Genomic DNA, 22,415 nt, shown 5'->3' with positions numbered 1-22,415 from the left:
GAATAGCATGATGAACGATCTTTTTTCACTGGACGGCAAAAATATTCTGATCACAGGTTCGGCCCAGGGTATTGGTTATTTACTGGCGACCGGGCTGGGTAAATATGGCGCGCAGATTATCGTCAATGACATTACGCCGGAGCGCGCGGAGGCCGCCGTCGCCAAACTGCAGCTGGAAGGGATCCGCGCCGTGGCCGCGCCGTTCAATGTTACGCATAAACAAGACATTGATGCCGCCATCGACCATATCGAAAAAGACATTGGCCAAATTGATGTGCTGGTGAATAACGCCGGTATCCAGCGTCGCCATCCGTTTACCGAGTTCCCGGAGCAGGACTGGAACGATGTGATTGCCGTGAACCAGACGGCGGTATTCCTGGTCTCCCAGGCGGTAACGCGTCGCATGGTGGAACGTCAGGCCGGGAAGGTCATCAACATCTGCTCCATGCAGAGCGAACTGGGCCGCGACACCATCACGCCGTATGCCGCCTCGAAAGGCGCGGTGAAAATGCTTACCCGCGGGATGTGTGTTGAGCTGGCACGCCACAATATCCAGGTCAACGGGATCGCGCCGGGCTACTTCAAAACCGAAATGACCAAAGCGCTGGTAGAGGATGAAGCCTTCACCTCCTGGCTGTGCAAACGTACGCCAGCCGCGCGCTGGGGCGATCCACAGGAGCTGATCGGCGCAGCGGTATTCCTCTCTTCTAAAGCATCCGATTTTGTTAACGGACACCTGTTGTTTGTCGATGGCGGCATGCTGGTCGCCGTCTGATACCACACAACGCAACATCACGCAGCGCCCAGGCGCTGCATTTTTGGCTCCCCCCTGAATAATTCGAGTTGCAGCCAACACACCTGCAGCTTGAAGGATGACGGGGATATAAGAGAAACGATTATGCCATTAATAATAATTGCGGCAGGCGTCGCGCTGCTCCTGGTCCTGATGATTGGCTTTAAAGTTAACGGCTTTATTGCTCTGGTCCTGGTGGCGGCGGTCGTTGGTTTTGCCGAAGGGATGGATGCACAGGCCGTTCTGCACTCAATACAAAACGGGATCGGTGGCACGCTTGGCGGGCTGGCGATGATCCTCGGCTTCGGCGCAATGCTCGGCAAGCTGATTTCCGATACCGGCGCGGCTCAGCGCATCGCCACCACGCTGATTGGCACATTCGGTAAAAAGCGCGTGCAGTGGGCGCTGGTAATCACCGGTCTGGTTGTCGGTCTGGCGATGTTCTTCGAAGTCGGCTTTGTTCTGCTGCTACCGCTGGTGTTTACGGTGGTGGCCTCGTCCGGCCTGCCGCTGCTGTATGTTGGCGTACCGATGGTCGCCGCGCTGTCCGTGACCCACTGTTTTCTGCCGCCTCACCCGGGGCCGACCGCGATTGCCACCATTTTCGAGGCCAATCTCGGTACCACCCTGCTGTACGGATTTATTATTACTATCCCGACGGTGATTGTCGCCGGGCCGCTGTTTTCTAAGCTGCTGACCCGCTTTGAGAAAGCGCCGCCGGAAGGATTATTCAACCCGCATCTGTTCACCGAAGAAGAGATGCCGTCGTTCTGGAACAGTATCTTTGCGGCGGTTATCCCGGTCATACTGATGGCGGTCGCCGCCGTGTGCGAAATTACGCTGCCAAAGACCAACAGCGTGCGGGTGTTCTTTGAGTTTATCGGTAACCCTGCGGTCGCGTTGTTTATCGCTATCGTGCTCGCCATTTTTACCCTTGGTCGACGTAACGGGCGTACGATCGAGCAAATTATGGATATCATTGGCGACTCTATCGGCGCAATCGCGATGATTGTGTTTATCATCGCCGGGGGCGGCGCGTTTAAGCAGGTTCTGGTCGACAGCGGCGTGGGACAATATATCTCGCACCTGATGACCGGCACGTCGCTTTCTCCGTTGCTGATGTGCTGGACGGTTGCCGCCTTGCTGCGCATCGCGCTCGGTTCAGCCACCGTGGCGGCGATCACCACCGCAGGCGTGGTGCTGCCGATTATCAACGTCACGCATGCCGACCCGGCGCTGATGGTGCTGGCTACCGGCGCGGGCAGCGTGATTGCCTCCCACGTTAACGATCCGGGATTCTGGCTGTTTAAAGGCTATTTTAATCTCAGCGTGGGGGAAACGTTGCGCACATGGACGGTCATGGAGACACTGATTTCCATTATGGGGCTGCTGGGGGTTCTGGCGCTGAACGCCATCCTACATTAAGACGGTCATCACCGGGGAGCACAGGTCTGCGCTCCCCGGCACTGGAGAGAAAATGAGGAACCACAGAATTTCTTTGCAAGACATCGCCACGCTGGCGGGCGTGACCAAAATGACGGTGAGCCGCTACATTCGCTCGCCGAAAAAGGTCGCAAAGGAAACCGGTGAACGCATCGCGCAGATTATGGAGGAGATTAATTACATCCCCAACCGCGCGCCCGCGATGCTGCTGAACGCGCAAAGCTACACGCTCGGCGTGCTGATCCCCTCGTTTCAAAACCAGTTGTTCGCAGATATTCTGGCCGGTATTGAGTCAGTCACCTCGGACCATAACTATCAGACGCTGATCGCCAACTACAATTACGACCGGGAATCAGAGGAAGAGTCGGTGATTAACCTGCTGTCGTACAATATCGACGGCATTATTTTGTCCGAGAAATATCACACTCTGCGCACAGTTAAATTTCTGCGTTCAGCCAACATTCCGGTGGTCGAGCTGATGGATATTCAGGGCGATCGTCTGGACATGGAAGTAGGTTTCGATAACCGTCAGGCGGCGTTTGATATGGTCAGCACCATGCTGGATAAACGTCAGCGGCGCAAAATCCTCTATCTCGGTTCGAAAGACGACGTCCGCGATGAACAACGCTATCGCGGCTACTGCGATGCCATGACGCGTCGGGGTCTGGTGCCGCTGCGCGTCAATCCGCGCGCTATTTCGTCCATTCATCTTGGCACCCAGATGATGCGGGACGCGCTGGCTGCGCATCCGGATGTAGACGGCGTGTTTTGCACCAACGACGATATTGCGATGGGCGCGCTGTTGCTGTGCCGCGAGCGCGAGCTGGCCGTTCCGGAGCAGATCTCAATTGCCGGTTTTCACGGGCTGGAAATGGGCAGGCAGATGATCCCAAGCCTCGCCAGCGTGATCACCCCGCGTTTTGACATTGGCCGCATGGCGGCGCAGATGTTGCTGAGCAAAATCAAGAACAACGACCATAACCACAACACCGTGGATCTTGGGTATCAGATTTATCACGGCAATACGCTTTAAGTCATTTTCTCTCGCCATCGCATACTCTCTTTGATGGACATTGCCTATACTCCAGGCAGGATAAATGGAGGAAATCTCAATGAGCGCACCCCTGCTAATTGCCCGCACGCCGGACACTGAACTGTTTTTACTGCCAGGCATGGCCAACCGTCACGGGCTGATTACCGGCGCGACCGGGACCGGCAAAACCGTCACGTTACAAAAGCTTGCCGAATCGCTGTCCGGGATTGGCGTACCGGTATTTATGGCCGATGTGAAAGGTGACTTAACCGGCGTAGCCGAGGAAGGCCAATCCTCTGAAAAGCTGCTCGCCCGCCTGAAAAACATCGGCATTACCGACTGGCAACCGCATGCCAATCCGGTCACGGTATGGGATATCTTTGGCGAAAAGGGTCACCCGGTGCGGGCCACGGTATCTGATCTCGGGCCGCTGCTGCTGGCTCGTCTGCTGAATCTCAACGACGTTCAGTCCGGCGTGCTGGATATTATCTTCCGTATTGCCGATGACCAGGGTCTGTTGCTGCTGGATTTCAAAGATCTGCGGGCCATTACGCAGTACATCGGCGATAACGCTAAATCGTTCCAGAACCAGTACGGCAACATCAGTAGCGCCTCGGTGGGCGCTATCCAGCGCGGACTGTTGTCACTGGAACAACAGGGCGCGGCGCACTTCTTTGGCGAACCGATGCTGGATATCAAAGACTGGATGCGAACCGACGCCAGCGGCAAAGGGATGATCAACATCCTCAGCGCCGAGAAGCTCTACCAGATGCCCAAACTGTACGCCGCCAGCCTGCTGTGGATGCTCTCCGAACTGTACGAACAGCTGCCGGAAGCAGGCGATCTGGAAAAACCAAAACTGGTGTTCTTCTTTGATGAAGCGCATCTGCTGTTCAACGATGCCCCGCAGGTGCTGCTGGATAAAATCGAACAGGTGATCCGCCTGATCCGCTCGAAAGGGGTCGGCGTGTGGTTCGTCTCGCAAAACCCGTCGGATATTCCGGACAACGTGCTTGGCCAGTTGGGTAACCGCGTGCAGCACGCCCTGCGCGCGTTCACGCCGAAAGATCAGAAAGCGGTGAAAAGCGCGGCGCAAACCATGCGCGCCAACCCGGCGTTTGATACCGAGAAAGCTATTCAGGAGCTGGGCACCGGCGAGGCGCTGGTGTCGTTCCTGGACGCCAAAGGCAGCCCGTCGGTGGTGGAGCGGGCAATGGTGATTGCGCCCTGCTCCCGTATGGGGCCGGTAACCGACGATGAGCGAAACGGGCTGATCAATCACTCCTCGCTGTACGGCAAATATGAGGAAGAGGTCGACCGCGAATCCGCCTATGAGCGTTTACAGCAAGGCGTGCAAGCCAGCACCGGGCAGCAAAATACGCCTCCCGCCAACGGTAAAGCGGTCGAGGTTGACGACGGTATTCTCGGTGGGTTGAAGGATATTTTGTTTGGCAGCACAGGACCGCGCGGCGGCAAGCGCGATGGCGTGGTACAGAGCGTGGCGAAAAGCGCGGCGCGACAGGTCACTAATCAGATAATCCGCGGCATGTTGGGGAGTTTGATGGGCGGGAGAAAACGCTAGTGTCCGTGTTACTGTGCCGGATGGCGGCGTAAACGCCTTATCCGGCCTACAGGCCCTGGTAGGCCTGATAAGCGCAGCGCCATCAGGCACTGCGCTTTACTGTGATTACGACCTACGCAGCATCAGCCACAGACTAATCAGCAGGAAGCTGGCACTTGGCAGCAGCGCGCCGATAATCGGCGGAATGCCGTACACCAGCGTCAGCGGGCCAAAGATTTGGTCCAGCACATAGAACACAAAACCGAAGCTAATCCCCGTCACCACACGCACACCCATCGGCACGCTACGCAGCGGGCCGAAGATAAATGACAGCGCCATCAGCATCATGACCGCCACTGACAGCGGCTGGAACACTTTGCTCCACATATTGAGCTGGTAGCGTCCGGCGTCCTGGCCGCTCGACTTCAGGTACTTCACGTAATTATGCAGACCACTAATCGACAGCGCGTCAGGATCCAACGCCACGACGCCGAGCTTGTCGGGCGTAAGGTTGGTTTTCCAGGTGCCGCTCACCGTCTGCGAACCGGTAATTTGTTTCGGGTCGGTCAGGTTGGACTCATCCACCTGCGACAAACGCCAGACCTTCTGCTCCGGGTCAAACGTCGCGCTGGCGGCATAGCGAACGGACTGCAAACGACGCTTGTCGTTAAAGGCGTAAATGCTGATTCCGCCTAATTCGGCGTCCCCTTTCACTCGCTCGATGTAAACAAAGCTGTCGCCATCTTTCGCCCACAGTCCTTGCTGGGTAGAGAGCAGCGAGCCGCCGTACATCTGCTGCGCACGGTAGTTACGCGCCATCTGTTCACCCTGCGGTGCCACCCATTCCCCGATGGCCATCGTCAGCAGCACCAGCGGAATCGCGGTTTTCATCACCGACAACGCTACCTGCATACGGGTAAAGCCGGAAGCCTGCATCACCACCAGTTCACTGCGCTGGGCCAACATGCCCAGCCCCAACAACGCACCCAGCAGCGCCGCCATCGGGAAAAAGATCTGGATATCTTTCGGTGCGCTGAGCAGGGTATACAGCCCGGCGCCCATCGCATCGTAGCTCCCCTGCCCGGCTTTTTTCAGCTGGTCGACAAACTTGATGATCCCGGAGAGCGACACCAGCATGAACAACGTCATCATGATGGTGGTAAAAATGGTTTTACCGATATAGCGGTCAAGTACACCAAAGGGCTGCATTATACCGCTCCTTTACGCATAAAACGGGCACGCAAGCGGCGCATCGGCACCGTATCCCAGAGGTTAAGCACAATCGCCAGCGCCAGATAGGCCAGGTTTACCACCCACATCCAGAACACCGGATCCAGTTTACCTTTGCCACCGTTCGACTTCAGCGACGTCTGCACCAGGAAGAACAGCAAATAGAGCAGCATTGCTGGCAGCATCGACAGCACGCGACCCTGACGCGGGTTAACCACGCTCAGCGGGACAACCATCAGCGCCATCATAAATACGGTGAATACCAATGTGATACGCCAGTGCAGCTCCGCACGGGCCCGAGCGTTGTCGGTATTCCACAGTGTGCGCATATCCATCTGGTCGGTATCGTTGGGATCCAGCGCCACGGCCTGATGGCCGATAATCGCCTGGTAGTCCTGGAAATCGGTAATGCGGAAATCGCGCAGCAGCGCGGTCCCTTCAAAACGCGTACCTTTGTTCAGCACCACGACCTGAGAGCCGTCACGCAACTGAGTCAGATGTCCGGAATCAGCCACAACCACCGAAGGACGGGCGTTACCTTTCGGGCGGATTTGCGCGAGGAACACATCTTTGAAGCTGCTACCATCAACACTTTCGATAAACAACACCGAACTGCCGTTCGTTGCCTGCTGGAATTGCCCTTGAGCAAGCGCCGCCATGCCGGGGTTCGCTTTTGCTTCCGCCAGCACTTCATCCTGATGCCGGGAGGACCACGGCCCGGCCCACATTACGTTGACTGCCGCAACGATACTGGTAAACAACGCCAGCACCATCGCCGCTTTTACCAGCACAGCCTTGCTCAGCCCGCAGGCGTGCATGACCGTAATTTCACTTTCGGTATACAGTTTGCCCAGCGTCATTAGCAGCCCAAGGAACAGGCTTAAGGGCAAGATAAGTTGCGCCATTTCTGGCACGCCCAGCCCCAGCAGCGAGAGCACCAGATTCGCCGGGATATCACCGTCAACAGCCGCACCCAGGATCCTGACTAACTTTTGACAAAAGAAGATCAAAAGCAGGATGAATAGGATCGCAAGTTGGCTTTTGAGCGTTTCCCGAACCAGATATCTTATGATTATCACTTTAAATACGCCCGTAAAAACCCGTCTTTTGCCGGAATTTAGCTTGTTTCATGGCTTAAACGTCATTTATTCTCTTGAGTCGTCGAAATCGTCGCTAAGATCATTATACTCAACGGATCCACCTCTCAGAAATTGTTCTGACGTGCCAATGCCGTAATAACGTTAAGATTAACACGAAGTCACCGCAACAGCGGGTATGAGTTACGAAAGCTTGCAATTCTATCCGTAGCCACCGCTGTTGTCTTTAAGATTCAGGAGCGTAGTGCATGGAGTTCAGTGTAAAAAGCGGTAGCCCGGAGAAACAGCGGAGTGCGTGCATCGTCGTGGGTGTCTTTGAACCACGCCGCCTCTCTCCGATTGCAGAGCAGCTCGACAAGATCAGCGACGGGTACATCAGCGCACTGCTGCGTCGTGGCGAACTGGAAGGCAAACCGGGTCAAACCCTGTTGCTGCACCATGTTCCTAACGTTCTGTCTGAGCGAATTCTCCTCATTGGTTGTGGCAAAGAGCGTGAACTTGATGAGCGCCAGTACAAGCAGGTCATTCAGAAAACCATCAATACGCTGAATGATACTGGCTCAATGGAAGCCGTCTGCTTCCTGACTGAGCTGCACGTCAAAGGACGCAATAACTACTGGAAAGTGCGCCAGGCCGTTGAGACGGCCCAGGAAACGCTGTACAGCTTTGACCAGTTGAAGACCAACAAAAGCGAGCCGCGCCGCCCGCTGCGTAAAATGGTCTTCAACGTACCGACCCGCCGTGAGCTGACCAGCGGCGAGCGTGCTATCCAGCACGGCCTGGCCATTGCTGCCGGTATTAAAGCGGCGAAAGATCTCGGCAATATGCCGCCAAATATTTGTAACGCCGCCTATCTGGCTTCTCAGGCGCGTCAGCTGGCAGACAGCTACAGCAAAAATGTTGTGACCCGCGTGATCGGCGAGCAGCAGATGAAAGAGCTGGGTATGCACTCTTATCTCGCCGTCGGCCACGGCTCGCAGAACGAGTCACTGATGTCGGTCATCGAGTACAAAGGCAATCCGTCCGAAGACGCGCGTCCGATTGTGCTGGTCGGTAAAGGGTTAACCTTCGACTCCGGCGGTATCTCCATCAAACCAGCCGAAGGCATGGATGAGATGAAGTACGACATGTGCGGCGCGGCGGCAGTGTACGGCGTAATGCGCATGGTGGCCGAGCTTCAACTACCCATCAACGTCGTCGGCGTACTGGCGGGCTGCGAAAACATGCCGGGTGGCCGCGCGTATCGCCCTGGCGATGTGCTGACCACTATGTCCGGGCAGACCGTTGAAGTGCTCAATACCGACGCCGAAGGCCGTCTGGTGCTGTGCGACGTGTTAACCTACGTCGAACGCTTTGAGCCGGAAGCGGTGATTGACGTCGCGACCCTGACCGGCGCGTGCGTGATTGCGCTGGGCCATCACATCACCGGCCTGATGTCGAACCACAACCCGCTGGCGCATGAGCTGATCGGCGCGTCCGAGCAGGCTGGCGATCGCGCATGGCGTCTGCCGCTGGGTGATGAGTTCCAGGAACAGCTGGAGTCCAACTTTGCGGATATGGCGAACATCGGCGGACGCCCTGGCGGCGCCATTACCGCGGGCTGCTTCCTGTCACGCTTTACCCGTAAGTACAACTGGGCGCACCTGGATATCGCCGGTACCGCATGGCGTTCCGGGAAAGCCAAAGGCGCAACTGGTCGTCCAGTGGCGCTGCTGTCGCAGTTCCTGCTCAATCGTGCCGGTTTTAACGGCGAAGAGTAGTTTGCATGATTGCCGGATGGCGCCGCATACGCGTCTTATCCGGCCTACATTGGGTATTTAACCGTAGGCCGGATAAGCGTAGCGCCATCCGGCTTCGCATTTAAATCCACCAAAAGAAGCCCAATATATGAGAAATGCAACGTTCTATATTCTGGACAATGACAACACCATCGACGGCCTCAGCGCCGTTGAACAACTGGTGTGTGAAATTGCCGCAGAACGTTGGCGGGCTGGCAAGCGTGTGCTGATCGCCTGTGAAAACGAAAAGCAGGCTCTGCGACTGGATGAAGCCCTGTGGGCAAGACCGGCAGAAAGCTTTGTTCCACATAATCTGGCGGGTGAAGGCCCCAGAGGCGGCGCCCCGGTAGAGATTGCCTGGCCGGAAAAACGCAACAGCAGCCCGCGCGACCTGCTTATCAGTTTACGCGTTGGCTTTGCAGATTTTGCCACCGCTTTCACAGAAGTGATAGACTTCGTTCCTTACGAAGATTCTTTGAAACAATCGGCACGCGATCGCTACAAAGCTTACCGCGTGGCTGGTTTTAACCTGAATACGGCAACCTGGAAATAATGGAAAAGACATACAACCCACAAGATATCGAACAGCCGCTTTACGAGCACTGGGAAAAGCAGGGCTATTTCAAACCTAACGGCGATGAAAGCAAAGAGTCCTTCTGCATCATGATCCCGCCGCCGAACGTCACCGGCAGTTTGCATATGGGTCATGCTTTCCAGCAAACCATCATGGATACCATGATTCGCTACCAGCGCATGCAGGGCAAAAACACCCTGTGGCAGGCCGGTACCGACCACGCGGGTATCGCAACCCAGATGGTGGTTGAACGTAAGATTGCCGCTGAAGAAGGTAAAACCCGTCACGACTACGGTCGCGAAGCGTTTATCGACAAAATTTGGCAGTGGAAAGCGGAATCCGGCGGCACCATTACCCGTCAGATGCGCCGTCTCGGCAACTCCGTTGACTGGGAGCGCGAGCGCTTCACCATGGACGAAGGCCTTTCCAATGCCGTGAAAGAAGTCTTCGTTCGCCTGTACAAAGAAGACCTGATTTACCGTGGCAAGCGTCTGGTCAACTGGGACCCGAAACTGCGCACCGCTATTTCTGACCTGGAAGTGGAAAACCGCGAGTCTAAAGGCTCCATGTGGCACATCCGCTATCCGCTGGCCGACGGCGCGAAAACCGCAGACGGTAAAGATTACCTGGTCGTGGCGACCACCCGTCCGGAAACCATTCTGGGCGACACCGGCGTGGCCGTGAACCCGGAAGATCCGCGTTATAAAGATCTGATCGGCAAATTCGTCATGCTGCCGCTGGTTGACCGCCGTATTCCTATCGTGGGCGACGAACACGCCGATATGGAAAAAGGCACCGGCTGCGTGAAGATCACCCCGGCACACGACTTTAACGACTACGAAGTCGGCCGTCGTCACGCCCTGCCAATGATTAACATTCTGACCTTTGATGGCGACATCCGCGAAACCGCGGAAGTGTATGACACCAAAGGTGAAGAGTCTGACGTTTACTCCAACGCTATCCCGGCTGAATTCCAGAAGCTGGAACGCTTTGCCGCGCGTAAAGCGATCGTCGCTGCCATCGATGCGATGGGCCTGCTGGAAGAGATCAAACCTCACGATCTGACCGTTCCTTACGGCGACCGTGGCGGCGTGGTTATCGAACCGATGCTGACCGACCAGTGGTACGTCCGTGCCGACGTGCTGGCAAAACCGGCGGTTGAAGCGGTTGAGAACGGCGACATCCAGTTCGTACCGAAGCAGTACGAAAACATGTACTTCTCCTGGATGCGCGATATTCAGGACTGGTGTATCTCCCGTCAGCTGTGGTGGGGTCACCGTATCCCGGCATGGTATGACAACGACGGCAACGTCTACGTTGGCCGTACCGAAGACGAAGTGCGTCAGGAAAACAACCTCGGTGCCGACGTTCAGCTTCGTCAGGACGAAGACGTTCTGGATACCTGGTTCTCCTCCGCGCTGTGGACCTTCTCTACCCTCGGCTGGCCGGAAAACACCGATGCGCTGCGTCAGTTCCACCCAACCAGCGTGATGGTTTCCGGCTTCGACATCATCTTCTTCTGGATTGCCCGCATGATCATGATGACCATGCACTTCATCAAAGATGAAAACGGCAAGCCGCAGGTTCCGTTCCATACCGTCTACATGACCGGTCTGATCCGTGACGACGAAGGCCAGAAGATGTCCAAATCCAAGGGCAACGTGATTGACCCGCTGGATATGGTCGACGGTATCTCGCTGCCGGAGCTGCTGGAAAAACGTACCGGCAACATGATGCAGCCGCAGTTGGCTGAGAAGATTGCCAAACGTACCGGGAAGCAGTTCCCGAACGGCATCGAGCCGCACGGCACCGACGCCCTGCGTTTCACCCTGGCGGCGCTGGCCTCTACCGGCCGCGACATCAACTGGGATATGAAGCGTCTGGAAGGTTACCGTAACTTCTGTAACAAGCTGTGGAACGCCAGCCGCTTCGTGCTGATGAACACCGAAGATCAGGATTGCGGCTTCAACGGCGGCGAAATGACCCTGTCTCTGGCCGACCGCTGGATCCTCGCTGAATTCAACCAGACCATCAAAGCGTACCGCGAAGCGCTGGATAACTTCCGCTTCGATATCGCCGCGGGCATTCTGTACGAGTTCACCTGGAACCAGTTCTGCGACTGGTATCTGGAACTGACCAAGCCGGTCATGACCGGAGGAACTGATGCTGAACTGCGCGGCACCCGTAATACGCTGGTGACCGTGCTGGAAGGCCTGCTGCGCCTGGCGCACCCGATCATTCCGTTCATCACCGAAACCATCTGGCAGCGCGTGAAAGTGATTTGTGGCAACACCGCAGATACCATCATGCTGCAGCCGTTCCCGGAATATAACGCGGCTCAGGTTGATGAAGCGGCACTGGCTGATACCGAATGGCTGAAGCAGGCGATCGTTGCCGTACGTAACATCCGCGCGGAAATGAACATTGCCCCAGGCAAACCGCTGGAGCTGTTACTGCGTGGTTGCAGCGCGGATGCAATGCGTCGTGTAAACGACAACAAGAGCTTCCTGCTGAACCTGGCGCGTCTGGAAAGCATCACCGTGCTGCCTGCCGATGATAAAGGTCCGGTTTCGGTGACCAAAATCATCGACGGCGCCGAGCTGCTGATCCCGATGGCTGGTCTCATCAACAAAGAAGATGAACTGGCGCGTCTGGCGAAAGAAGTGGCGAAAATCGAAGGTGAGATTGCCCGTATCGAAGGCAAACTCTCCAACGAAGGCTTCGTTGCCCGCGCACCGGAAGCGGTGATCGCCAAAGAGCGTGAGAAGCTGGACGGTTACGCGGAAGCCAAAGCGAAGCTGATTGAGCAGCAGGCAGTTATCGCCGCGCTGTAAAAATCGTGCCCATACGTTTGCCGGATGGCGCTTGCGCTTTTCCGGCCTACGGGCACCGTCAACGTAGGTCGGATAAGCAACCGACAGCTCGTGAACCCGATAAAGCCTCTGGCGTTCTCGCTCAGAGGCTTTTTCTTGAATTATCCTCGCTTGCGCTTCCCCTCATCGCAGTGGTATTAACTGCATATGTCCCACTTTTTTGTCATGAGTTCGCTATGAGTGCCATAACCTCCGTCGCGGCGACGCTGCGTCGAATTTCTGCCGATGATAACGCCGCGATTGCCAACGTTATCCGCCAGGTCTCCGCCGAACACGGCCTGACCGCCGATAAAGGCTACACGGTTGCCGACCCCAATCTGGATGAGCTGTTCCAGGTGTACAGCCAGCCGGGCGCGGCTTATTGGGTGGTTGAGCTAAACGGTGAAGTCGTGGGCGGCGGCGGCGTTGCACCATTAGGGTGTAGCGAACCGGACATTTGCGAACTGCAAAAGATGTACTTCCTCTCAAGCGCGCGCGGTCAGGGGCTGGCGAAAAAGCTGGCGCTGATGGCACTTGAACATGCCCGCGAGCAGGGTTTTAAGCAGTGCTATCTTGAGACCACGGCTTTTCTGACTGAGGCAATTCGCCTGTATGAGCATTTAGGCTTTGAGCATATCAGCGAAGCGCTGGGCTGTACCGGGCACGTAGATTGTGAAGTGCGAATGTTAAAGCCCCTCTGACCTTACGCCGAGAGGCTTTAACCGCGTTACTGCATCTCGGCTGAGAGCATCAGTCGAATAACGCCAGCCGCGCGAGCGGTTGGCAGCTTCAGCACCTGTGACCATAAATCTTGCACCATTTCACAGGCGACTTTCTCTTTGCCCACGCCTTTACTCGGATCGGCCATGATTTGGATATCCGGTCCAAAGCGCTGTACCAGCCCCGGACTGATGGATTGCAGATCCTGAAGTGCCAACTGTTTTTCTTCCGCCGTAACCGTATGTTTGTTCGGGCCATAGGCCGCGTGCATCATACTCATGTCGCTGGCCATACGACGGTTCATGAGCTCGCGCGGAATAATACGCACCGGGTTAATCCCGCCTTTCACTGCCGGGAATAAAAAGCGAAAACATTCGTCATTGCCCACTTTTGCCACCGCGGCAATCTGCTCGAGATTAATCTTCATATACTCGATCACGTTGGCATCAGGCGCCTGCTGCAAACGCGCCATCTGTACCTGTAGGATCTGCGGCTGAATAGCGTCGATAATCTGCTGTTCGCTTTTCCCCGCCTCTTTCAGCTGCGTTGCCTGGGTGAGGATGTTCTGCCACAGCGCTGGCTCCTGCTCCTTAAGCACCTGATAAACGGGCATGGACAGCATCGCGTTTTCAAATTTCTGCGCATCCGTCAGACCATAATCCGGGCTTTCGCGTGGGATCAGGTAGTGCACATCAAACAAATTCCACGCGATAATCGCCACCACAAAGACCACCGCGCCGGAGACCTTGCCCAGCCAGCCTTTTTTGCGAAACATGCCGACGACGATAGCAATCACCGCCCCGATATAACCTGCCAACAAAACGTGTGCCCAGTTCATTAACCATCCTTATGCCAAATCGTCTCTGTTACAGGGATATATTTCCCCTTTGATGTTTTGATTATTACGGCAGCAGCGAGCTATTTCCAGCCACCAGATTTTGCTAATAGAAACAGGAAGGATTAAACCGCGCGGCGATGGGCACCGCGCGTCAAAGAAAGGAACTAAGCTGGCACACCGCTGTGGAAGCGGAATTCATCGTCGGGAGAAGTAATCAACGCGGCTTCTACTTCGCCAAAAAAACGTACCCGGCTACTGATATCATCGGTTGAAACCTGCTGCGCCAGCGCCAGGTAATCCTGATAATGGCGTGCTTCTGATCGTAGTAGCGACAGATAAAACGCCTGCAAATCGTCATCCAGATACGGTGCGAGCGCGGCGAACCGTTCACAGGAACGCGCCTCAATGTAAGCCCCGCAAATCAGTTTATCGATTAACGTCAGCGGCTCGTGGGTGCGCACCTCTTTGAGCATGCCTTTGGCGTAACGGCTGGCGGTAATCTTAATATAGGGAATGTTGCGACTCATCATCGCCTCACGCACCTGCCAGAAATGATGCAGTTCTTCCTTGATCAGCAAAACCATGCTGTCGATAAGCTTGCGTCCCCACGGGTCGTCGGTTTGCGGCATCACGCTTTTGCTTATCTGTTTATTCAGCGCGATAAAATCCGGCTCATCCCCTTCTCTGAAAGCAAACGCTTCATAGGGTTTCAGCCAGTCCAGCAGCGCCTGAGATCCCTGTTTATCTGCGACATACTTACGCACCAGCAGCATCGCCGTTTGCGCTGCTTTCAGCTCACAGACGAGGTGGTCGGTCAATAACAGAGGCAGATTAGCCGGGTCTCGCGCTTTATCAAGCCAGGCCTGGGGCGTTTTACAGTGCAGGAAATTGTGGATCGGGGAGAGTATTTGCAGGTAATCCATACATTGTCCTTGGCCTGCGGCAGCCTGGGCTACCGCAGGTCAGTAGATGACTTAGTGACGCACGCCGTCATCATCTTCGTCGACGAGATCTTCATCGTCGCCGTCTTCACCTTCTTCGCCGTTCGGGTCTTCAAAATAGGTGCCCCAACCGTCGTATTCCACATCATATTTTTCAGCCAGGTTCATCAGCTGCTCAACCTGAGCATCGATCAACTCCGCATTCAGTGCACATTCGCTCAGGATGTCACAGCAAATAACCGTGTCGCCTTCTTCCACTTCCAGCTCTTCCGGCTCGGTCACTTCATAACCCAGCTTGAAGGCTTCTACTGCCGCTTTTTCCAGGGTTTCGAAGTCATCCGCGGAAAGGTGATGCTCAATGGTGTACAGCGCGTCTGGATCGCTGCCATCTTCGAGTAACTCTTCAATAATCAAGCGCGTTTCTTCACGCTGTTCTTCCAGTAGTTCCGGGTTTGCCATGGCTCGTTCCTCATAATGTCCTGCCGATACTCTTATTGTCACATACCGCTGTCATTGCCTCCACCTTTCCAGGAAAGATTTGTTAAACAAGGTTGCAAATGAATAAACATCCATATAAATTGAATTTTAATTCAATAAATGGCCTAAGCCATGTGAGGGAACCATGTCTGCGTTTTATCAGAAGCACTTTTTGAAACTGCTTGATTTCACCTCTGCTGAACTCACGTCACTGCTCCAGCTCGCCGCGCAGCTTAAGGCGGATAAGAACAACGGTACTGAGGTCGCTAAACTCACCGGTAAAAACATCGCGCTCATCTTCGAAAAAGACTCAACCCGCACCCGTTGCTCTTTCGAAGTTGCCGCATACGATCAGGGCGCGCGCGTGACGTATCTCGGGCCAAGCGGCAGCCAGATTGGCCATAAAGAGTCGATCAAAGACACCGCCCGCGTGCTCGGCCGCATGTACGACGGTATTCAGTATCGGGGCCACGGCCAGGAGATTGTCGAGACGCTGGCGGAATATGCCGGAGTTCCAGTGTGGAACGGATTAACCAACGAGTTTCATCCCACCCAGCTGCTGGCGGATCTGTTAACTATGCAGGAACACCTGCCGGGTAAAGCGTTTAATGAGATGACGCTGGTCTACACCGGTGATGCCCGCAACAATATGGGCAATTCCATGCTGGAAGCCGCTGCGTTAACCGGGCTGGATCTGCGCCTGGTTGCGCCGCAGGCATGCTGGCCTGAAGAGAGCCTGGTGGCGGAGTGCAAAGCGCTGGCGCTGAAAAAGGGCGGCAATATTACGCTGACCGAAGATGTCGCCGCGGGCGTGAAAGGTGCGGACTTTATCTATACCGACGTCTGGGTATCAATGGGCGAAGCAAAAGAGAAGTGGGCCGAACGTATTGCGCTGCTGCGTAAGTACCAGGTTAATAGCACGATGATGGCGTTGACCGGCAATCCACAGGTGAAATTCCTGCACTGTCTGCCCGCGTTTCATGACGATCAAACCACGCTTGGAAAACAAATGGCACAGGAATATGGTCTGCACGGCGGTATGGAAGTGACTGATGAGGTCTTTGAATCACCCGCCAGTATCGTATTTGATCAGGCGGAAAACCGGATGCACACCATCAAAGCGGTGATGGTCGCAACGCTTGCCAAATAATGATGTTTCGTAGGCCGGGTAAGGCGCAGCCGCACCCGGCAATCACGCTTATGCTACCCGCATTTTCACCACAGCTTTGCGTACCAGTGCCGGAGCGCCGACCGCGCACAGCGGTTTATGCACTTCACCCGGATAGAACACCACGAAATCACCTTCGTTCAGCACCACCGTTTTCTCCTGTACCCCTTCCGGCAGGAAGGCGATATCTTTATCCGCCAGCCAGTCAGTTTCCGGCGCGCCCGCAGGCTGCGTGCTGAAGGTCATTCCTTCCTGGCCTTTGAGCAGGATCTGAATATCCAGATAGCGGGCGTGATACTCGGCGCGGCGCTGTGCAAACGGCTCCGTCATATCTTCGGCAATCAGATAAAACAGGCGATCGCCGTCAATGTCGTGCTTACCTTTTTCCGTCGCATCCGTCACATGCGCTTTAATGTGTTCAATTGCCTGACGCAGCTCTTCCGGCAGCCAGGCATCCAGGTTGTGAATATTGCCAACAATCATCTCAAACCCCTTAATTAAAACAACGTTTCATTTTTGTTGTTATACGAAAAAACCGCCTGCCATACCACTGCTATTTGCTGATATTTTGCGTCAACGCATGTTTATCGCTGATGATGTTAAATAATTGCTAACTCTCAGCAACAGGTTATGCATAAACTCTGCATAAATTTCGGCCACCCTTTTTCAATCCAATCAGTAACCCACTGTTCTTAAAAACTTTGTTAGAAAAACCAGCCATCGATCACAGTTCACATCTCCTTCACTATCCTTCTTCATCATCATATTTATTTTGAAATAAGCATTACAGTGCAAATAATAAAATCATAAATTCGCATAATAATTCATTACACATAAAAAAGCACAAACAAATCAATACATTACTTATATTGCAGCACTTTTAAACATGTACATAAAATTAACACCGATAAATAACAAGACATATTCCCGCGTAGTAATTCAATTATTCGCATTTTTATTTTGTTAATTCTCAGAGCCATCTCATAAATTAAACAACAAAAGCCAACCATCGACCTGACTGTGAAATAAATCACATTTCCTCATCAAATAAGATCTAAATATAGATTCTGAAATCAGCTGAAAAATCATGACTGCAATAAATATTATTTGCAGGCACCTCCTCTTTATTTTTTAAAATCGTATTAAAGGAATAATGATGGAAAAGCATTATGTCGGGTCTGAAATCGGTCAATTACGTAGCGTAATGCTACATCGCCCTAACCTCAGCTTAAAAAGGCTGACGCCATCAAATTGTCAGGAACTGCTTTTTGATGATGTTCTTTCGGTAGAACGTGCAGGAGAAGAACATGACATTTTCGCCAACACGTTACGTCAGCAAGGGATTGAGGTTCTGTTACTCACTGATTTATTGACACAAACCTTAGATGTCCCGGATGCCAAAGGTTGGCTGCTGGAGACACAAATCTCTGATTATCGCCTTGGCCCCGCTTTCGCTACCGATATTCGCGCATGGCTTGCAGATATGCAGCACCGGGAACTCGCCCGGCATTTAAGCGGCGGGCTAACCTACGGGGAAATTCCTGCCTCCATCAAAAATATGGTGGTCGATACTCACGATATTAATGACTTTATTATGAAGCCATTACCCAACCACCTATTTACTCGCGATACCTCCTGTTGGATATATAACGGTGTATCCATTAACCCGATGGCAAAAACCGCACGCCAGCGGGAAACCAATAACCTGCGAGCAATTTACCGTTGGCATCCACAATTTGCCGATGGTGAATTTATTAAATATTTCGGCGATGAAAATATTAATTACGACCACGCCACATTAGAAGGTGGCGATGTGCTGGTGATTGGTCGCGGCGCGGTACTCATCGGTATGTCGGAACGCACCACGCCGCAGGGCATTGAGTTCCTTGCCCAGTCGCTGTTTAAGCATCGCCAGGCTGAACGCGTCATCGCGGTTGAACTGCCGAAACATCGCTCCTGTATGCACCTCGATACCGTCATGACCCACATCGATATCGATACCTTCTCCGTCTACCCGGAAGTGGTACGCCCGGATGTCCAGTGCTGGACCCTGACGCCAGACGGGCGCGGCGGCCTGAAACGCACCCAGGAAAGCACGCTGGTACACGCCCTCGAAAAAGCGCTGGGCCTCGACCAAATCACGCTGATCACCACCGGTGGCGACGCCTTCGAAGCTGAACGCGAACAGTGGAACGACGCCAACAACGTTCTGACGCTGCGCCCCGGCGTGGTGGTGGGTTACGAGCGCAACATCTGGACCAACGAAAAATACGACAAAGCCGGTATCACCGTTTTACCCATTCCTGGCGACGAACTGGGACGCGGACGCGGCGGCGCGCGCTGCATGAGCTGCCCACTGGAACGCGACGGTATTTAAGGAGACGTTATGGAAAACAAACCTACTCTGGTTGTGGCGTTGGGCGGCAATGCGCTGCTCAAACGCGGTGAACCGCTGGAAGCTGACATCCAACGCAAGAATATTGAGCTGGCGGCAAAAACTATCGCTCAGCTTACGCAGCAATGGCGCGTGATTCTGGTGCATGGCAATGGCCCACAGGTTGGACTTTTGGCGTTACAGAACAGCGCTTATGACCGCGTCACCCCTTATCCGCTCGACATTCTCGGTGCGGAAAGTCAGGGAATGATTGGCTATATGCTGCAACAAGCCCTGAAAAACCAGCTGCCGCAACGTGAAATTAGCGTCCTGCTGACTCAGGTTGAAGTCGATGCCCACGATCCAGCCTTCAGTAATCCGACCAAATATATCGGACCGATTTACGACAACGATCAGGCTAAAACGCTACACGCGGAAAAGGGCTGGATTTTCAAAGCCGATGGTAAAGCGTTCCGTCGCGTTGTGCCCTCTCCACAACCCAAACGTATCGTTGAAAGTGATGCTATTCGCACATTGATCGCCCGCGATCATCTGGTGATTTGCAACGGCGGTGGCGGCGTACCGGTGGTGGAAAAAGCCGATGGCTTCCACGGCATTGAAGCAGTGATCGACAAGGATCTCTCCGCCGCCCTGCTCGCCCGCCAACTCCATGCCAATGCGTTGTTGATCCTCACCGATGCTGACGCCGTGTACCTCGACTGGGGCAAACCTACCCAGCGCCCGCTGGCCCAGGTCACCCCGGAACTGCTCGGTGAAATGCAATTCGACGCCGGTTCAATGGGCCCCAAAGTCACCGCCTGCGCGGAATTCGTCTCTCACTGTCGGGGGATTGCTGGCATCGGTTCACTGGCCGACGGTCCGGCCATTCTCGCCGGCGACAAAGGCACGCTCATTCGTCTCGAAACCACCGACGCTCACGCTTAGGGCTTTTTTTGCCGGATGGCGGCTGCGCCTTATCCGGCCTACATAAGGACATTTTCATGACTGTTAACCTGAAAAATCGCAATTTTCTCAAACTGCTGGACTACACCCCTGCAGAAATCCAGTACCTGATCGATCTGGCTATCGAGTTAAAAACGGCAAAAAAAGCCGGGCGCGAAAGGCAAACGCTGGTCGGTAAAAATATCGCGCTGATCTTCGAAAAAACCTCCACTCGCACCCGCTGCGCCTTTGAAGTCGGCGCTTTCGATCAGGGCGCACAGGTGACCTATCTCGGCCCAAGCGGATCGCAGATCGGCCATAAAGAGTCGATGAAAGATACCGCCCGCGTGTTGGGTCGCATGTATGACGGCATCGAATACCGCGGCTACGGCCAGGAGATCGTGGAAGAACTGGGACAATTCGCCGGTGTGCCGGTCTGGAACGGGCTAACGAATGAATTCCACCCTACGCAGATCCTTGCCGATCTGATGACCATGCTGGAGCACGCCCCGGGTAAAACCTTACCCGAACTGAGCTTCGCTTACCTCGGTGACGCCCGCAACAACATGGGTAATTCGCTGATGGTCGGCGCGGCGAAAATGGGGATGGATATTCGTCTGGTCGCGCCAAAGTCCTTCTGGCCGGACGAGGCGCTGGTTGCCGAATGCCGCGAAATCGCCAGCGTAACGGGCGCACGCATTACGCTCACGGACGATGTTGCGGAAGGGGTATACGACGTAGATTTCCTCTATACCGATGTCTGGGTTTCGATGGGCGAACCTAAAGAAGCGTGGGCAGAACGCGTCAGCCTGATGACGCCCTACCAGATTAATCAGCAGGTCATCAATGCGACCGGCAATCCCAATGTGAAATTCATGCACTGCCTGCCCGCCTTTCATAATGAGCACACCAAAGTGGGCCGTGAAATCGAAGCGGCTTACGGTCTGAAAGGACTTGAAGTCACGGAAGAGGTATTCGAGTCAGCGCATTCCATCGTCTTCGACGAAGCGGAAAACCGGATGCATACCATCAAAGCGGTCATGGTAGCGACACTCGGCGACTAACCCCTGCGGGCATGTGTCGCCTGGCGGCATATGCCCAAGCTATCCGGAGAACATCATGGGCAAATTCAAATTTCCCAGCGCGTATACCATCCTGTTTATTCTCATTGCACTCGTCGCCGTTATGACCTGGATTGTCCCGGCAGGGAAATACCAGATGGCGATGAATGCTACCCTCGGCAAAGAAGTGCCGGTTGCCGGTACTTATGCCCCGACCGAGGCGCATCCACAAGGCATAACCGCTGTCCTGCTGGCACCGATTGACGGGCTTTATAACCACGAAACCTACACCGCAGGCGCAATTGATGTCGCGCTGTTTGTCCTGATCATCGGTGGGTTTCTCGGCGTGGTAAACAAAACGGGCGCCATCGACGCAGGCATCGAACGCGTGACGGTCAGGCTGAACGGCAAAGAAGAGTGGATGATCCCCATTCTGATGGGGCTTTTCGCCGCCGGAGGCACGATTTACGGCATGGCGGAAGAATCACTCCCTTTCTACACCTTATTAGTTCCGGTCATGATGGCCGCGCGCTTTGATCCACTGGTTGCGGCGGCGACCGTGCTACTCGGCGCAGGCATCGGCACGCTCGGTTCGACAATCAACCCTTTCGCGACGGTTATCGCGGCTAACGCCGCCGGGATCCCCTTCACTCAGGGAATGCTGATGCGCATTCTGCTGCTGGTCGTCGGCTATGTTATCTGCGTAGTGTGGGTCATGCGTTATGCGCGCAAAGTCCGCAATCACCCGGAGTTGTCGATTGTGGCGGATAAAATGGAGGAAAACCGCGCGCATTTCCTCGGCAATCGCGGCAACGCTAACCTTGAATTCACAGCTACGCGTAAGTGGATCCTGCTGATATTCGCCGCCGCCTTTGCGGTAATGATTTATGGCGTCGCGGTACTCGGATGGTGGATGGCAGAAATATCCGCAGTCTTTCTGGCTTCTGCGATTATCGTCGGCGTGATTGCCCGCATGAGCGAAGAAGCCTTCACCAGTACCTTCATTGACGGTGCGCGGGATCTGCTCGGCGTGGCGCTGATTATCGGCATTGCGCGCGGTATCGTCGTGGTGATGGATAACGGTATGATTACCCACACCATTCTGCACAGCGCCGAAAATTTAGTCTCCGGTCTTTCCACCACCATTTTCATCAATGTGACCTACTGGCTGGAAGTATTGCTCTCCTTCCTGGTCCCTTCCTCGTCTGGTCTGGCGGTGCTCACGATGCCCATTATGGCCCCGCTGGCCGACTTCGCCCATGTGCAAAGGGATCTGGTCGTTACTGCGTACCAATCCGCTTCTGGCATTGTGAATCTGATCACCCCCACTTCAGCCGTCGTGATGGGCGGGTTGGCTATCGCTCGCGTTCCTTATGTGCGCTACCTGAAATGGGTCGCCCCGCTGCTGCTGATTCTGACGGTGCTGAACATGGTCGTCCTGAGTATCGGCGCAATGCTGTAGCCGTTTTGGCCGTCGGCTCCCGACGGCTTTTTTGAGCGTGCTCTCGTTTTTCTGCACAACCGCCCGTTTGA

Annotated in this window: 21 protein-coding genes and 1 pseudogene; 14 read left to right on the top strand and 8 right to left on the bottom strand. The window is 54.7% G+C overall.

Translation table 11 applies throughout. The features are described from left to right. The first annotated feature begins 10 nt into the window (after positions 1–10). From idnO to AL515_RS04445, 4 genes are all read left to right on the top strand, one after another. On the top strand, positions 11–775 hold the full coding sequence (idnO, locus tag AL515_RS04460; RefSeq protein WP_061067137.1) for a gluconate 5-dehydrogenase: 765 nt from the start codon (positions 11–13) through the stop codon (positions 773–775). Between the two features lie 123 nt (positions 776–898). Beyond that, positions 899–2,218: a gnt-II system L-idonate transporter gene (gene idnT, locus AL515_RS04455; RefSeq protein WP_016155581.1), complete on the top strand. Its 1,320-nt coding sequence runs from the start codon at positions 899–901 to the stop codon at positions 2,216–2,218. A gap of 52 nt (positions 2,219–2,270) precedes the next feature. Continuing rightward, positions 2,271–3,269 carry a DNA-binding transcriptional regulator IdnR gene (gene idnR, locus AL515_RS04450; RefSeq protein WP_048212823.1) on the top strand — a complete coding sequence of 333 codons (999 nt, stop codon included), beginning with the start codon at positions 2,271–2,273 and terminating at the stop codon, positions 3,267–3,269. A 79-nt stretch (positions 3,270–3,348) separates the two neighbouring features. Beyond that, positions 3,349–4,851, top strand: a complete 1,503-nt coding sequence (locus AL515_RS04445; protein ID WP_048213481.1) for a helicase HerA-like C-terminal domain-containing protein — start codon at positions 3,349–3,351, stop codon at positions 4,849–4,851. An 11-nt stretch (positions 4,852–4,862) separates the two neighbouring features. Here the strand turns inward: AL515_RS04445 and AL515_RS24075 are convergent. The 4 genes and pseudogenes from AL515_RS24075 to AL515_RS23760 form a co-directional block, all read right to left on the bottom strand. Continuing rightward, positions 4,863–4,941: pseudogene (locus AL515_RS24075) on the bottom strand (hypothetical protein); the annotation flags it as partial. 15 nt (positions 4,942–4,956) lie between these two features. Further along, on the bottom strand, positions 4,957–6,039 hold the full coding sequence (gene lptG, locus AL515_RS04440) for an LPS export ABC transporter permease LptG (RefSeq protein WP_048212824.1): 1,083 nt from the start codon (positions 6,037–6,039) through the stop codon (positions 4,957–4,959). Then, on the bottom strand, positions 6,039–7,139 hold the full coding sequence (gene lptF, locus AL515_RS04435; RefSeq protein ID WP_048212825.1) for an LPS export ABC transporter permease LptF: 1,101 nt from the start codon (positions 7,137–7,139) through the stop codon (positions 6,039–6,041). The genes lptG and lptF overlap by 1 nt, the downstream gene beginning before the upstream one ends. A gap of 62 nt (positions 7,140–7,201) precedes the next feature. Further along, complete coding sequence (locus AL515_RS23760; protein WP_212723231.1) at positions 7,202–7,252, bottom strand: hypothetical protein; 51 nt, start codon at positions 7,250–7,252, stop codon at positions 7,202–7,204. Positions 7,253–7,405: 153 nt separating this feature from the next. Between AL515_RS23760 and pepA the strand changes: the two genes are divergently transcribed. The 4 genes from pepA to AL515_RS04410 all read left to right on the top strand — a co-directional run bounded on the left by pepA (position 7,406) and on the right by AL515_RS04410 (position 13,062). Then, positions 7,406–8,917, top strand: coding sequence for a leucyl aminopeptidase (gene pepA, locus AL515_RS04425; RefSeq protein WP_005134172.1), 1,512 nt, complete (start codon positions 7,406–7,408; stop codon positions 8,915–8,917). Between the two features lie 127 nt (positions 8,918–9,044). Further along, a complete protein-coding gene (gene holC / locus AL515_RS04420; RefSeq protein ID WP_048212826.1) occupies positions 9,045–9,488 on the top strand; it encodes a DNA polymerase III subunit chi in 444 nt (147 codons plus the stop codon). Beyond that, a complete protein-coding gene (locus AL515_RS04415; RefSeq protein WP_061067136.1) occupies positions 9,488–12,343 on the top strand; it encodes a valine--tRNA ligase in 2,856 nt (951 codons plus the stop codon). Before holC ends, AL515_RS04415 begins: the two co-directional genes overlap by 1 nt. 215 nt (positions 12,344–12,558) lie before the next feature. Further along, positions 12,559–13,062: a GNAT family N-acetyltransferase gene (locus tag AL515_RS04410; RefSeq protein WP_061067135.1), complete on the top strand. Its 504-nt coding sequence runs from the start codon at positions 12,559–12,561 to the stop codon at positions 13,060–13,062. A 26-nt stretch (positions 13,063–13,088) separates the two neighbouring features. Here AL515_RS04410 and AL515_RS04405 read toward each other — a convergent pair whose 3' ends face one another. The 3 genes from AL515_RS04405 to rraB all read right to left on the bottom strand — a co-directional run bounded on the left by AL515_RS04405 (position 13,089) and on the right by rraB (position 15,319). After that, positions 13,089–13,919, bottom strand: a complete 831-nt coding sequence (locus AL515_RS04405) for a hypothetical protein (protein WP_003839625.1) — start codon at positions 13,917–13,919, stop codon at positions 13,089–13,091. A 164-nt stretch (positions 13,920–14,083) separates the two neighbouring features. Beyond that, complete coding sequence (gene miaE / locus AL515_RS04400; protein ID WP_061067134.1) at positions 14,084–14,842, bottom strand: tRNA isopentenyl-2-thiomethyl-A-37 hydroxylase MiaE; 759 nt, start codon at positions 14,840–14,842, stop codon at positions 14,084–14,086. A gap of 51 nt (positions 14,843–14,893) precedes the next feature. Continuing rightward, positions 14,894–15,319: a ribonuclease E inhibitor RraB gene (gene rraB, locus AL515_RS04395; RefSeq protein ID WP_003025845.1), complete on the bottom strand. Its 426-nt coding sequence runs from the start codon at positions 15,317–15,319 to the stop codon at positions 14,894–14,896. Between the two features lie 98 nt (positions 15,320–15,417). Here rraB and argL point away from each other — a divergent pair, with 98 nt between their 5' ends. Both argL and argF (AL515_RS04390) read left to right on the top strand, forming a co-directional pair. Then, entirely contained in the window at positions 15,418–15,513 is a 96-nt protein-coding gene (gene argL, locus AL515_RS24070; RefSeq protein ID WP_371414776.1) for a putative translational regulatory protein ArgL, read from the top strand. Then, positions 15,483–16,487 carry an ornithine carbamoyltransferase gene (gene argF, locus AL515_RS04390; protein ID WP_061067133.1) on the top strand — a complete coding sequence of 335 codons (1,005 nt, stop codon included), beginning with the start codon at positions 15,483–15,485 and terminating at the stop codon, positions 16,485–16,487. Before argL ends, argF (AL515_RS04390) begins: the two co-directional genes overlap by 31 nt. 48 nt (positions 16,488–16,535) lie before the next feature. Here argF (AL515_RS04390) and AL515_RS04385 read toward each other — a convergent pair whose 3' ends face one another. Further along, the gene (locus AL515_RS04385; protein WP_008786059.1) at positions 16,536–16,988 is read right to left on the bottom strand and encodes a YhcH/YjgK/YiaL family protein; all 453 of its coding nucleotides are present in this window, start codon (positions 16,986–16,988) and stop codon (positions 16,536–16,538) included. A gap of 673 nt (positions 16,989–17,661) precedes the next feature. On the opposite strand from AL515_RS04385, the gene arcA reads away from it, so the two are divergent. The 4 genes from arcA to AL515_RS04360 are packed head-to-tail and all read left to right on the top strand — an operon-like array spanning position 17,662 to position 22,344. After that, a complete protein-coding gene (gene arcA, locus AL515_RS04375; RefSeq protein ID WP_048212832.1) occupies positions 17,662–18,882 on the top strand; it encodes an arginine deiminase in 1,221 nt (406 codons plus the stop codon). 9 nt (positions 18,883–18,891) lie between these two features. Next, positions 18,892–19,824 (top strand): carbamate kinase, encoded by a 933-nt coding sequence (gene arcC, locus AL515_RS04370; RefSeq protein WP_061067132.1) that lies wholly within the window; start codon positions 18,892–18,894, stop codon positions 19,822–19,824. A 56-nt stretch (positions 19,825–19,880) separates the two neighbouring features. Then, on the top strand, positions 19,881–20,885 hold the full coding sequence (gene argF, locus AL515_RS04365) for an ornithine carbamoyltransferase (protein WP_048212834.1): 1,005 nt from the start codon (positions 19,881–19,883) through the stop codon (positions 20,883–20,885). Between the two features lie 55 nt (positions 20,886–20,940). Next, positions 20,941–22,344, top strand: coding sequence for a YfcC family protein (locus tag AL515_RS04360; RefSeq protein WP_048212835.1), 1,404 nt, complete (start codon positions 20,941–20,943; stop codon positions 22,342–22,344). The last annotated feature ends 71 nt before the right edge of the window (positions 22,345–22,415 follow it).

It is taken from the genome of Citrobacter sp. FDAARGOS_156 (assembly GCF_001559235.2).
Taxonomy (GTDB): Bacteria; Pseudomonadota; Gammaproteobacteria; order Enterobacterales; family Enterobacteriaceae; genus Citrobacter; species Citrobacter youngae.
The sequence above is the reverse complement of the archived record's forward strand: the minus strand, read 5'-3'. Positions and strand labels throughout refer to the sequence as shown.

What these genes read in the sequence shown, in the direction of transcription:
- idnO (WP_061067137.1), top strand. Translation starts at nt 11, where the DNA reads ATGAACGATCTTTTTTCACTGGACGGCAAAAATATTCTGATCACAGGT.
- idnT (WP_016155581.1), top strand. Translation starts at nt 899, where the DNA reads ATGCCATTAATAATAATTGCGGCAGGCGTCGCGCTGCTCCTGGTCCTG.
- idnR (WP_048212823.1), top strand. Translation starts at nt 2,271, where the DNA reads ATGAGGAACCACAGAATTTCTTTGCAAGACATCGCCACGCTGGCGGGC.
- AL515_RS04445 (WP_048213481.1), top strand. Translation starts at nt 3,349, where the DNA reads ATGAGCGCACCCCTGCTAATTGCCCGCACGCCGGACACTGAACTGTTT.
- lptG (WP_048212824.1), bottom strand. Translation starts at nt 6,039, where the DNA reads ATGCAGCCCTTTGGTGTACTTGACCGCTATATCGGTAAAACCATTTTT.
- pepA (WP_005134172.1), top strand. Translation starts at nt 7,406, where the DNA reads ATGGAGTTCAGTGTAAAAAGCGGTAGCCCGGAGAAACAGCGGAGTGCG.
- holC (WP_048212826.1), top strand. Translation starts at nt 9,045, where the DNA reads ATGAGAAATGCAACGTTCTATATTCTGGACAATGACAACACCATCGAC.
- AL515_RS04415 (WP_061067136.1), top strand. Translation starts at nt 9,488, where the DNA reads ATGGAAAAGACATACAACCCACAAGATATCGAACAGCCGCTTTACGAG.
- AL515_RS04410 (WP_061067135.1), top strand. Translation starts at nt 12,559, where the DNA reads ATGAGTGCCATAACCTCCGTCGCGGCGACGCTGCGTCGAATTTCTGCC.
- AL515_RS04405 (WP_003839625.1), bottom strand. Translation starts at nt 13,919, where the DNA reads ATGAACTGGGCACACGTTTTGTTGGCAGGTTATATCGGGGCGGTGATT.
- miaE (WP_061067134.1), bottom strand. Translation starts at nt 14,842, where the DNA reads ATGGATTACCTGCAAATACTCTCCCCGATCCACAATTTCCTGCACTGT.
- rraB (WP_003025845.1), bottom strand. Translation starts at nt 15,319, where the DNA reads ATGGCAAACCCGGAACTACTGGAAGAACAGCGTGAAGAAACGCGCTTG.
- argL (WP_371414776.1), top strand. Translation starts at nt 15,418, where the DNA reads ATGAATAAACATCCATATAAATTGAATTTTAATTCAATAAATGGCCTA.
- argF (WP_061067133.1), top strand. Translation starts at nt 15,483, where the DNA reads ATGTCTGCGTTTTATCAGAAGCACTTTTTGAAACTGCTTGATTTCACC.
- AL515_RS04385 (WP_008786059.1), bottom strand. Translation starts at nt 16,988, where the DNA reads ATGATTGTTGGCAATATTCACAACCTGGATGCCTGGCTGCCGGAAGAG.
- arcA (WP_048212832.1), top strand. Translation starts at nt 17,662, where the DNA reads ATGGAAAAGCATTATGTCGGGTCTGAAATCGGTCAATTACGTAGCGTA.
- arcC (WP_061067132.1), top strand. Translation starts at nt 18,892, where the DNA reads ATGGAAAACAAACCTACTCTGGTTGTGGCGTTGGGCGGCAATGCGCTG.
- argF (WP_048212834.1), top strand. Translation starts at nt 19,881, where the DNA reads ATGACTGTTAACCTGAAAAATCGCAATTTTCTCAAACTGCTGGACTAC.
- AL515_RS04360 (WP_048212835.1), top strand. Translation starts at nt 20,941, where the DNA reads ATGGGCAAATTCAAATTTCCCAGCGCGTATACCATCCTGTTTATTCTC.